The organism is Streptomyces sp. YS-3 (assembly GCF_045257485.1).
GTDB lineage: Bacteria > Actinomycetota > Actinomycetes > Streptomycetales > Streptomycetaceae > Streptomyces.
Window position 1 is genome coordinate 1 of record NZ_JBJHPC010000212.1, and the last position, 11,179, is coordinate 11,179.

The following is an 11,179-nucleotide window of genomic DNA, read 5'->3' on the forward strand; positions in this document are numbered from 1 at the left end:
GTCGAAGGAGGCGGCGTCCCCGCCCCCGCCCGGGATCATCAGCAGCACCGGACCGGTGCCGCGCTTCTCGTAGTACAGGGTCGCGCCGGGTGCGCGCAGTTCAGGCATGGTTCGCTTCCTCCAGGGACGGGGCCGGCCAGTGGGTGAGGGCGACGTGCAGGGCGGCCACGGCGCGCCGCCACGAGGTGTCCACGTCGCGTACGTGGTTGAAGCCGCCCTGGGCTTCGAGGCTGAGGTAGCCGTGGAAGGTGCTGCGCAGCAGCCGTACCGCGTCGGTCAGGTCCGGCTCGGCGAGCCCGTAGCCGCGCAGCATCCCGTAGGTGATCTCCACGGTCCGCCGCATCGCGGGCGCGTCGGCGACGAGCGCCGGGTCGACCTTGATTTGGGTCGCGGCGTACCGGCCGGGGTGGGCCCGCGCGTACGCCCGGTAGGCGTCGGCGTACGCCGTCAGGGCGTCCTGTCCCGAGCGGCCCGCCACCGCGACCGCGATCTCGTCGATCAGCTCGCCGCCGGCCAGCAGCGCGACCCGGGTGCGCAGCTCCCGCACGTTCTTGACGTGCGAGTACAGGCTCGCGTCCTTGACGCCGAAGTGCCGTGCCAGCGCCGACAGGGTGACCTGGTCGAACCCCGCCTCGTCCGCCAGATCGGCGGCGGCTGCCGTGATCCGGTCCGCCGTGAGTCCCGCACGCGCCATGCGCCCCGTACCTCCGTGATCGATGTCCGTCGCCCCGGGGCGACGCTTCCTAGGGCTCCTAGGTTGAAACCTAGGATACATAGGTACGGAAGCGGGCGCCATCCCGATCGCGGGTGAAGGGATTCGGAAGGCGTGTCGCCGGGGACGGAAGAGGACACGGCGGCGCTCCGTACCGGAAGGGGTGGGACGGCCATGGCGGGAAGAACGGGCACCGACGTCCTCACGGTCCTCCCGTACGCGGTCATGGCCGTGGTCGCCGCCGTCGACGTGGCCGCGGGCCCCGGTGTCGGGCTGCTCGCCCTCGTCTCCCTCGGCCCCGCCTTCGCGGGCCTGGTGGGAAGCTGGCGGCGGCCGGTCGCCGTCGGGGCCGTGGCCCTGCTGGTCGGCTGCGGACTCGGCCTCCACAACGGGCTCTTCCAGGAGCGCCGGGGCTTCGCCGCGCTCGCCTCGGTGGTCGGGGTGACGGTGGCGGGCGTGGCCGCCGCCCGGATGCGCGAGCGCCGCGAGGCCGAGCTCGCCGGGGTGCGCTCGATCGCCGAGGCCGCCCAGCGCGTCCTGCTGCGCCCGTGCCGCGCGGCGCCGGACATCTGCGGGCGGCCGTCTCGTACACCTCCGCGGTCGCCGAGGCGAGGATCGGCGGCGATCTGTACGAAGTGGTCGCGGCGCCCGACGGCGTACGGGTCATCATCGGCGACGTCCAGGGCAAGGGCCTGGAAGCCGTGGAGACCGCCGCCGCCGTCCTCGGCGCCTTCCGGGAGGCCGCGCACGACGAACCCGACCTCAAGGGCGTCGGGGCGCGCGTCGAACGCGCGGCCGAGCGGGCCATGGACGGGGAGAGATTCGTGACCGCCCTGATCGCCGAACTCGTCCCCGACGGCGGAGCGGTCTTCCTCAACTACGGGCACCCGCCGCCCGCCCTCCTGCGCGCCGACGGCACGGTCCACTTCGCCGAGCCGCCCCGGTACGCCCTGCCGCTCGGCCTCGGCCTCTGTCCGGGCGGCGGCCCCGAGCCGCACCGGGTGGACTTCGGCCCCGGCGACCAACTGCTGCTGTACACCGACGGCGTCAGCGAGGCCCGCGACCGCTCGGGCGCGTTCTACCCGCTGTCCCGCCGCGCCCTCCTGCTGAACGGCCCCGACCCGCAGACGGCGCTGGAGGGCCTGCGCGCCGATCTGATGCGCCACACCGGCGGCCCCCTCCACGACGACGCGGCCATGCTCCTCCTGCGCTACCGGGACTAGTCTCTGGCGACACACAGCCTTGGGGAGGCAGCCGTGCCGCAGGATCCGACGGAACGCCGTGTCGTCGTCACCGGGGTGCCCCGGCGCACCCGCGGGCCCGCCGGCTACCGTCCCCGGACCGAGATCGACGAGCAGACCACCCTCGGCCACACCTATGTGCGCTCGCTGATGCGCAGCCAACTGCTCGCCGGACTGACCGTGTTCGCCGTGCTCGTGCTGCTGGTCGGACCGCTGCCGCTGGTGTTCGCGGTGCGACCGCAGAACCCCGGCCTCGTCTGGGGCGTGCTCGGCTTCGGCGTCTACCCGCCGCTCGTGCTGCTCGCCCGCTGGTACGTGAAGCGGGCCGAGCGCAACGAACAGGACTTCGCCCGCCTCGTCGAGGACCGCTGAGCGCCGCCCGGCGCCGCCCAGGAACGTGGACACGTGAACCAGAACTACGCCGTACCGGCCGTGGCCCTCGTGGTCCTCGCCACGGTCCTCGTCGGCGCGCTCGGCCTGCGCATATCCCGGACCACCTCCGACTTCTACGTGGCCTCGCGAACCGTCGGCCCCCGGCTCAACGCCGCGGCGATCAGCGGCGAGTACCTCTCGGCCGCCTCCTTCCTCGGCATCGCGGGACTCGTCCTCGTCCAGGGCCCCGACATGCTCTGGTACCCGGTGGGCTACACCGCCGGCTATCTCGTCCTGCTGGTGTTCGTCGCGGCCCCGCTGCGCCGCTCCGGCGCGTACACCCTGCCCGACTTCGCCGAGGCCCGCCTCGAATCGCGCTCCGTGCGCCGGTTCGCCGCCGCCCTGGTCGTCGGCGTCGGCTGGCTCTATCTGCTGCCGCAGCTCCAGGGCGCGGGGCTCACCCTGAACGTGCTGACCGGGGCGCCGCGCTGGTTCGGCGGCGTGCTGGTCGCCGTGGTCGTCGTCGCCACCGTCGCCGCGGGCGGCATGCGCAGCATCACCTTCGTCCAGGCCTTCCAGTACTGGCTGAAACTCACCGCCCTCCTGGTGCCCGCCCTCTTCCTGGCCCTCGCCTGGCACGGCGACGGCGCCCCCCGCGTCGCCTTCGACGAGCCCGCCGCCTTCCGCGAGCAGCGGTCGGTACGCGTCGACGACACCCTCGACCTCACCCTCGCCGCCCCGCTCACCGTCACCGCGACCGGCACCGTCGACGGCACCCGCCACCAGGGCGAACGCGTGCTCCTGCCCGGCGGCACCCACCGCGTCGAACGCGGCACCCGGCTGGTCTTCGCCGTCGGCGACCGGGTCCCCGGCAGTGACGCGGGCAGCGCGGGCATGTCCACCCCGCTCGCCCACGCCCGCAAGGAGCGTCCGCTGTACGCCACGTACGGGCTGATCGTCGCCACCTTCCTCGGCACCATGGGCCTGCCGCACGTCGTGGTCCGCTTCTACACCAGCCCGCACGGCGTCGCCGCCCGCCGCACCACGGTCGTCGTCCTCGGCCTGATCGGCGCCTTCTATCTGCTGCCGCCCGTCTACGGCGCCCTGGGCAGGCTGTACGCGCCCGAACTCGCCCTCACCGGACAGGCGGACGCGGCCGTCCTCGTCCTGCCGCACCTGGTCATCGGCGGAGTCGGCGGCAACCTGCTCGGCGCGCTGCTCGCGGGCGGTGCCTTCGCGGCGTTCCTGTCGACCGCGTCGGGGCTGACCCTGGCGGTCGCGGGCGTCCTCACCCAGGACGTACTGCCGGCCCGGGGCGTACGGCACTTCCGCCTCGCCACCCTGCTCGCGGTCGCGGTGCCGCTGGCGGCCAGTGCCCTGGTGGGCGGGCTGCCGGTGGCCGACGCGGTGGGCCTGGCCTTCGCGGTCTCCGCCTCCTCGTTCTGCCCGCTCCTGGTGCTGGGCATCTGGTGGCGCGGGCTCACCCCGCCGGGCGCGGTCGCCGGGATGGTGGCGGGCGGCGGTTCGGCGCTGCTCGCGGTCACCGCCACCATGGCCGGACTGCCCGGTGGCGGGCCGCTGCACGCGCTGCTCGCCTGGCCCGCCCTGTGGTCGGTGCCGCTCGGCTTCCTGACGATGGTCCTGGTGTCCCTGGCGACCCCGGCCCGCGTCCCGGCCGACACGGCCGCGACCCTGGCCCGCTTCCATCTGCCGGAGGCGCTGTACACCGGCCGGCGCGGCACACCGGCCCACCCCGCACCCCGTCAGGAGCGGGCGTGAACGGGTTCCTGGCCGGGATGTTCGCGGCGGCCCTGCCCCTGGTCGCGGCCGGCTTCTGGGCGGGGCGGCGCACCGCGCGCCCACAGGGCCTCGGCGATCTCGGCACCCCCGTCGAGCACGCCACGTTCCAGACCCTGCACACCGCGTCCCTCGCCGCGCCGCCGCTGCGCGCCGGGCTCACCCCCGACACCGCGCGCCGCGCCGCCCGGGGCCTGCGCACCCTCCTCGGCACCGACGCGCTGTGCCTGACCGACGGGTCCTCGGTGCTGACCTGGGACGGGGCGGGCGAGCACCACGCCGGGGAGATCCTGGAGCGGCTCGGTCGCATCCGCGAGACCGGCCGGGGAGAGGCGTTCCGCATCCGCTGCGACGACGACGGCTGCGCCCTGCGCTGGGCGGTCGTGGCCCCGCTCACCGTCGACGACCGGGTGCACGGCGCCCTGGTCACCTGCGCGCCGCGCGAGTCGGCGGTGCTGGTGCGGGCCGCGGGCGAGGTGGCCCGCTGGGTCTCGGTGCAGCTGGAGCTCGCCGACCTCGACCGCTCCCGCACCCGGCTCATCGAGGCCGAGATCAAGGCGCTGCGGGCGCAGATCTCCCCGCACTTCGTCTTCAACTCCCTGGCCGTCATCGCCTCGTTCGTCCGCACCGACCCCGACCGCGCCCGCGAACTGCTCCTGGAGTTCGCGGACTTCACCCGCTACTCCTTCCGCAGGCACGGCGACTTCACCACCCTGGCCGACGAACTGCACGCCATCGACCAGTACCTGGCCCTGGTCCGCGCCCGCTTCGGGGAACGGCTCTCGGTGACCCTCCAGATAGCCCCGGAGGTGCTGCCGGTGACCCTGCCGTTCCTGTGCCTGCAACCGCTCGTCGAGAACGCCGTCAAACACGGTCTGGAGGGCAAGACCGACAAGAGCCACATCAGCATCACCGCGCGCGACGCCGGGTCGGAGGCCCTGGTGGTCATCGAGGACAACGGCGTCGGCATGGAGCCCGACCGGCTGCGCCGCATCCTGGCGGGCGAGGCCGGCCTGTCCACCGGCATCGGCCTGTCCAACGTGGACGACCGGCTGCGCCAGGTGTACGGGGACGGGCACGGCCTGGTCATCGAGACGGCGGTCGGCGCCGGAATGAGGATCACGGTCCGGCTGCCCAAGTACCAGCCGGGCGTCCACCCGGCGCCGGAGCGGCCCTGAGATGTGTCGCGGAAGGCCGTGTCCGGGCAGGTCAGGGCCGCTGCGACAGGCTTCAGCCGGCGTACTCGGTGAGGTCGATGGAGTGCACCGCCAGCCGGTTGCCGTTGCGGGGGTCGGTCGTGACCCTCTCGGGGACCATGCCCAGCTTGCGGATGACGTTCTCGGACGCGCTGTCGCCCACGCGCGCGATGGCGAGGACCCGGTCGAGGCCCCGGTCCTGCAGGGCGAACTCCAGCGACGCCTGCGCGGCCTCCGACGCGTACCCCTGGCCCCAGAACTGCCGTCCCAGACGCCACTCGACCGCCACGGCGGGCAGCACCTCGGGCAGGTACTCGGGCACGGTCAGACCCGTGAACCCGGCGAGCTCGCCGGAGCCGAGGAGCTCGACGGCGAAGAGCCCGAAGCCCTCCTCGTCCCACTCCTCCTCCCAGCGCTCGATGTCGTCGGCCGTCCGCTCCAGATCGAGGACCGCGCCGTCCCCGGTCCAGCGCATGACGTCCGGATCGGCGTTGATGTCGGCCAGGGCGGGCAGGTCGTCCTCGTCCCAGCGGCGCAGGAGCAGACGGGGGGTGTGGATCTCGGTCATGCGCCCATCCTGTCGAATACGGGGCCGAACCGGTAATCAGCCCCTCCCCGGCGGTCGGCGCCCGGCACGCCCGGACCGCGATCCGTGCCGTGCGACGCCTGTTCTCCGACGGCCCGCTGTGCTTCCATGCCACAGCGACGACCGGGGGGCCCACAGGGGCCGCCGAGCGGCAGGGGGAGCGTGGGTTATGGACCGGCGGGGATTTCTCAAGGGCGCGGCCGTGCTTCCGGCCGCCGGGCTCCTGGCGTACGCGGGCGCCGCGCCCGCCGCGGCCACCGCCTCGGGCACCACCGACTGGATGGCGGGTCTGAGCGGCTCGACCGACCTGCGCCGGCTGACGATCCCCGGCACGCACGACTCCGGCGCCCGCTTCGGCGGCCTGTGGGTCGAGTGCCAGAACGCCGTCGTCGCCGCCCAGCTGAACGCCGGCGTCCGCTTCCTGGACGTACGCTGCCGGGTCACCGGCGACTCCTTCGCCATCCACCACGCCGCCTTCTACCAGAACCTGATGTTCGGCGATGTGCTGATCGCCTGCCGGGACTTCCTCGCCGCGCACCCGGGCGAGACGGTGCTGATGCGGGTGAAGCAGGAGTACTCGACGGTGAGCGACGCCGAGTTCCGCCGGATCTTCGACCTCTACCTCGACCAGAAGGGCTGGCGCCCGCTGTTCCGTCTCGACGCCGCACTGCCCACGCTCGGCGAGGCCCGGGGCCGGGTGGTCCTGCTCGCCGACAACGGCGGTCTGCCCGGCGTCCGCTACGGCGACCCCGCGCTCTTCGACATCCAGGACGACTACAACGCCGAGCCCTTCGGCAAGTACCCCAAGATCGAGGCCCAGTTCCGCAAGGCCGCCGACCAGCCCGGCAGGCTCTACGTCAACTATGTGAGCACGGCGGCCGGGCTGCCGCCCGAGTGGAACGCCGCCCGGCTCAACCCCCAGGTGCGTTCCTTCCTGGACGGTTCCGCGATGGCGGGCCGGACCGGGCTCGGCATCGTCCCCATGGACTTCCCCGAAGCGGCCCCCGGACTCATCGACGCGGTCCTGCGGCACAATCCGGCCCCGGCCGCCCTCCGGGCGCGGCCGAACGGGTGACCGCGGGCCGTTCGCGCCACGAGGGGCCCAGTGGGCGCGGCCTGCTGATGCGGAGGAAAAACCCCCGAAGTTAAGCTGACGCAGTGGCTGGACGCGAGCGACGGCGGATCGGGCCGGGCGAGAGGCTGGCCCTCAACCGCATGGGCAGCTTCGACTGGGACCTGGAGAACAACACCCTCGCGTTCGACGAGGCCGGTCTCGCCGTCTTCGACCTGAGGCCGGGCGAGTACGACGGGAACCCCGACTCGCTGGCCTCCCGGGTGCCGCCCGAGGAGGGCGCCCGGGTCGACGGCGTCATCGCCGAGGCCATGCAGACCGGCCGCTCCTCCTACGGCGCCTACTTCCAGCTGAGGCGGCGCAACGGACACCGGCAGTGGACCCATGTGCGCGGACGCATCCTGCGCGACGACCGGGGCAACGCCTACCGCGTCCTCGGGATCGTCCGCAACGCCTCCACCGAGCTCACCGAGTACACCCTGATCAGCCCGCTGGAGGCGGGCCGGCGACGGATCACCGGCATGGTGCAGGGCACCACCGAGGCGCTCTCCAAGGCGGTGACCGTGGACGACGTCGCCGAGGTCCTCACCGGCAGCGGCGGGCGGGAGCGGTTCGGCGCCGACGGGCTGCTGCTCGGGCTGGTCGAGGGCGGCGCGCTCAAGGTCATCGCGATGTCCGGCGACTCGATGGAGGCGCTCGACGAGCTGAAGCTGCACCGCCTGGACGACTCGCTGCCGCTGGCCGAGGCCGTGCTGACCGGCCGGCCCCGGTTCGTCACCTCGCTCGGCGAGCTGGGCCACACCTTCCCCCGGCTCGCCCCGTACATCCAGCGCCTGGAACTGGACGCGGCGGCCTTCCTGCCACTGATCGCCCAGGCCCGCCCGGTCGGCGGCCTCGCGCTCTTCTTCCGGGGCCGCAGCGACTTCTCCGCCGAGGACCGCAACCTCTGTCTGGGGCTCGCGGGCATCGTCGCCCAGTCGCTCCAGCGGGCCATCCTCTTCGACCAGGAACGCGAGTTCGCCACCGGCCTGCAGGCCTCGATGCTGCCCCGCCACGTGCCGGAGGTGCCCGGCGCGGAGATCGCCGTGCGCTACCACGCGGCCTGGGGCGGGCGGGAGGTCGGCGGCGACTGGTACGACGTGATCGCGCTGCCCCGGGGCCGGGTCGGTGTCGTGGTCGGCGACGTCCAGGGCCATGACACCCACGCCGCCGCGATCATGGGCCAGCTCAGGATCGCGATCCGGGCCTACGCCGGGGAGGGGCACGCGCCCGCCACCGTGCTCGCCCGTGCCTCGCGCTTCCTGGCCGAACTCGACACCGAGCGCTTCGCGACCTGTACCTACGCCCAGGTGGACCTGGTCTCCGGCGGTGTACGGGCCGTGCGCGCCGGCCACCTGGGGCCCTTCATCCGGCACACCGACGGCCGGGTGGGCCGCCCCAACCTGCGCGGCGGTCTGCCGCTCGGGCTCGCCAGCGAGTTCGACGACGAGGACTTCCCCGAGACCCGCCTCGACCTGGTGCCCGGCGAGACGATGGTGATGTGCACCGACGGGCTGGTGGAGGAGCCGGGCCTGGACATCACGGCCGGGATGGACTCCCTGGCGGCGGCCGTGCGGACCGGCCCCGAGGGGGCGGACGCGCTCGCCGACCACCTCTCCGCCAGCCTCTGGGAGCGCTGGGGCACCGGTGACGACGTGGCCCTGCTGGTGCTGCGCCGCGCGCCCGACCCGGGCACCCCGCAGGCCCCCCGGATCCACCAGTACATCCACCAGGCCGACCCCGAGGGCCTGGCGGAGTCCCGGGTGGCCCTGCGCCGGGCCCTGGAGGACTGGGGCTTCGCGGAGCTCGTCGACGACGTCGAGCTGGCCGCGGGCGAGCTCCTCGGCAATGTCCTGCTGCACACCGAGGGCGGCGCCGTCCTCACCCTGGAGGTGCTGCCCGAGCCGGTGCGGCGCGTACGGCTGTGGGTCAAGGACCGCTCCAGCGTCCGTCCGCGCCGCAGGACGCCCGGGGAGGCGGCCACCTCCGGGCGCGGCCTGCTGCTCATCGAGGCGGTGTCGGCCCGCTGGGGCGTGGAGCCCCGGGGCGACGGCAAGGCGGTGTGGTGCGAGTTCGTCCCGCAGGACGCGCGGGGCACGGCCGCCGAGCCGCCGACCGGGCGGCCGGTGGTGCCGCCGGAGGAGCCCCCGGAGGACTGACCGGCCAGCGCCGCTGTACCGAGCACCGGCCGGTCACCCCGGGGGGCGGGGAACGTACCGGCTCAGGGCTTGATGACCCAGGCGTCGCCGAGCGAGCGCTCACCCGAGGAGTCCGACGGGTGGTTGATCACGCCGTCGGCCGCCGTCACCATCACGCTGGAGCCGCCCCCGTCGAGGTTGAGCGCCTCGCGGGCGCCGAGCTGGCGCATCAGCTCCGCGGTCCGCGCGATGCTCAGCCCCTCGCTGTAGCCCGCCTGGCGGCCGTCGACGACGGCCAGCATCAGCCGGCCGCGGTCGTCCACGCCCATCATCGAGCGCGGGTTGGCGCGGTTGGTCCAGTCGTACGTGAAGGACTGGTCGGAGCCGGACCGGATGATGCCGTCCCCCAGCGCGTTCACCGACACCCGCCCGTGGCGCACCAGGGTCGGACCGACCTGCATGATCGTGGTGTCCCGGGTGAGCGGGACCGGGCGGCCGTAGCCGTCGGTGACGCGGGTGCGGATGCCGAGCCGGTCGCCCTCGCGCACATGGCCGAGCAGCCACTCGGCGCTGTCCCCGATGGCCTGAATGGTGGAGCCCCCGGCCGGGACGGCGGCCCCGCGCGAGGAGTTCACCCCGACCACCCTGTCGTCGGCGTCGAGGACCGCCTCGGCGCCCGCGCCGGACGGCGGGGCGCCCCACTCGGGGGTGAACCGGACCAGCTCGCTGGGGTCCGTGCACTCGAAGTCGTGCTGCGGCTTCTCGGTGGGCGTGTCGCCGCCGACGCCGCCGCAGTTCCAGACGTCGCCGGGGAAGCGGTTGACGCCGTCGATCTCCTGGGTGGCGCCGCCGGGCGTGCGCAGCGAGATGTGCGCCTTGATGGTGCCGACACGGACGTCGCGCCCGCCCTTGGTCATCAGGATCGCGCCCCGGCCCTGGGTCGCGGAGGCGAGCACCTTTCCGTCCTTGACGTAGAACCCGCCGGGGGCGTCGTTGTAGAACCACTGGCCGTTGATGCCCGCGACCGCGTGCGCCCGGGCGACGAGATCGGTGGCCGGCTCGGTGCCGTGCAGGGTGGGCCCGAACTCGGTGTCGATCTTGCCCTGGAACTCGTGGAAGTCGACCCGCAGGACGTTGACCTTCTGCGGGGCCCCGGGGTCGGTGCCGTCCTGCGCGGTGTAGCGGGTGTCGCCGGTGAACCCGGCGGCCTTCACCCTGGCCAGCTCCGCGCTCGCCCCGGAGCGCTCGGCGAAGGAGCCCACCCGGACGGTCCAGCCCAGCGTGCCCGCCGCGAGGTCGGCGTACGCGGGGGAGCGGACCTCTTCGACCCGCGGTGTGAAGCCCTGCTCGCGCAGGGCCTGGGCGACCCGGTCCGCGGTCTCCTTCGGGCCGAGCTCGGTGGTGGCCCGGTCGAGCCGGCCACCGGGGTCGACCGGCAGGAGCACGTGTGCGGTCCAGAAGTCGTCCGCGTCCTTCTTGCCGAAGGTGTACGTGGTGAGGGTGACGCCCGGGCTCAGGACCCGGGTCACCGGCGCCGCGGTGGTCGGCAGGGGCGGCAGGAACGGTCTGGCGGACGAGGCGAGGGAGGGCCGGAGGGCACCGTGGGGGGCGGCCTCGGCGGTCGGGACGACGACCGCGGCGGTCAGGGCGACGGCGGCTGACAGCGCGGTGGCGAGGGTGGTTCGGCGCATGAGGCTTCCTTCATGGGTGGGAAGGTGCGTCGAAAAGTAGATGGTGTGGACATGACTTGCGCTGATACGTGACACGCTGCCCACATGAAGTGACTCTCACTGATGAGTGAACGAGGCAGGCGGCCAGAAGTAGTTGGCCCGGCCGGACTTCAACCTCCGTTCGCACCACGGCTGTCGTGTCCCCACCGGGGCATGTGTCGCACGCGGCGCCCTCTTTCCACATGATGATCCGTCAGTTATTTAGTCCGATTTATAACGGAGGCGGAGGGATCTTCCACGCGAATCGCCGACGCCCGCACCGCGCTGTCCCCCGGTCGGCTCCCGCCGCGCCCCGC

8 protein-coding genes and 1 pseudogene are annotated in these 11,179 nt (G+C 73.8%); 6 read left to right on the forward strand and 3 right to left on the reverse strand.

Annotation, left to right across the window (positions count from 1 at the left end; translation table 11 throughout):
* Positions 1-100: 100 nt before the first annotated feature.
* Complete coding sequence (locus ACJA3G_RS18610) at positions 101-694, reverse strand: TetR/AcrR family transcriptional regulator (RefSeq protein WP_406554132.1); 594 nt, start codon at positions 692-694, stop codon at positions 101-103.
* Between the two features lie 192 nt (positions 695-886).
* Between ACJA3G_RS18610 and ACJA3G_RS18615 the strand changes: the two are divergent.
* From ACJA3G_RS18615 to ACJA3G_RS18630, 4 genes and pseudogenes are all read left to right on the forward strand, one after another.
* Positions 887-1,935: pseudogene (locus tag ACJA3G_RS18615) on the forward strand (PP2C family protein-serine/threonine phosphatase).
* A gap of 33 nt (positions 1,936-1,968) precedes the next feature.
* Positions 1,969-2,325 carry a hypothetical protein gene (locus tag ACJA3G_RS18620; RefSeq protein ID WP_365101350.1) on the forward strand — a complete coding sequence of 119 codons (357 nt, stop codon included), beginning with the start codon at positions 1,969-1,971 and terminating at the stop codon, positions 2,323-2,325.
* A 33-nt stretch (positions 2,326-2,358) separates the two neighbouring features.
* Positions 2,359-4,104 (forward strand): cation acetate symporter, encoded by a 1,746-nt coding sequence (locus tag ACJA3G_RS18625; RefSeq protein ID WP_406554133.1) that lies wholly within the window; start codon positions 2,359-2,361, stop codon positions 4,102-4,104.
* Positions 4,101-5,300: a sensor histidine kinase gene (locus tag ACJA3G_RS18630; protein ID WP_406554134.1), complete on the forward strand. Its 1,200-nt coding sequence runs from the start codon at positions 4,101-4,103 to the stop codon at positions 5,298-5,300. The genes ACJA3G_RS18625 and ACJA3G_RS18630 overlap by 4 nt, the downstream gene beginning before the upstream one ends.
* A gap of 52 nt (positions 5,301-5,352) precedes the next feature.
* On the opposite strand, the gene ACJA3G_RS18635 is transcribed toward ACJA3G_RS18630, so the two are convergent.
* Positions 5,353-5,886, reverse strand: a complete 534-nt coding sequence (locus ACJA3G_RS18635) for a GNAT family N-acetyltransferase (RefSeq protein ID WP_406554135.1) — start codon at positions 5,884-5,886, stop codon at positions 5,353-5,355.
* Positions 5,887-6,073: 187 nt separating this feature from the next.
* On the opposite strand from ACJA3G_RS18635, the gene ACJA3G_RS18640 reads away from it, so the two are divergent.
* Complete coding sequence (locus ACJA3G_RS18640; protein ID WP_406554136.1) at positions 6,074-6,979, forward strand: phosphatidylinositol-specific phospholipase C; 906 nt, start codon at positions 6,074-6,076, stop codon at positions 6,977-6,979.
* A 140-nt stretch (positions 6,980-7,119) separates the two neighbouring features.
* Positions 7,120-9,174 carry a SpoIIE family protein phosphatase gene (locus tag ACJA3G_RS18645; RefSeq protein ID WP_406554138.1) on the forward strand — a complete coding sequence of 685 codons (2,055 nt, stop codon included), beginning with the start codon at positions 7,120-7,122 and terminating at the stop codon, positions 9,172-9,174.
* A 62-nt stretch (positions 9,175-9,236) separates the two neighbouring features.
* Here ACJA3G_RS18645 and ACJA3G_RS18650 read toward each other — a convergent pair whose 3' ends face one another.
* Entirely contained in the window at positions 9,237-10,844 is a 1,608-nt protein-coding gene (locus ACJA3G_RS18650; protein ID WP_406554137.1) for a phosphodiester glycosidase family protein, read from the reverse strand.
* Positions 10,845-11,179: the final 335 nt, after the last annotated feature.

Coding starts and splice junctions, on each gene's coding strand:
- ACJA3G_RS18610 (WP_406554132.1), bottom strand. CDS start 694: ATGGCGCGTGCGGGACTCACGGCGGACCGGATCACGGCAGCCGCCGCC.
- ACJA3G_RS18635 (WP_406554135.1), bottom strand. CDS start 5,886: ATGACCGAGATCCACACCCCCCGTCTGCTCCTGCGCCGCTGGGACGAG.
- ACJA3G_RS18640 (WP_406554136.1), top strand. CDS start 6,074: ATGGACCGGCGGGGATTTCTCAAGGGCGCGGCCGTGCTTCCGGCCGCC.
- ACJA3G_RS18645 (WP_406554138.1), top strand. CDS start 7,120: ATGGGCAGCTTCGACTGGGACCTGGAGAACAACACCCTCGCGTTCGAC.
- ACJA3G_RS18650 (WP_406554137.1), bottom strand. CDS start 10,844: ATGCGCCGAACCACCCTCGCCACCGCGCTGTCAGCCGCCGTCGCCCTG.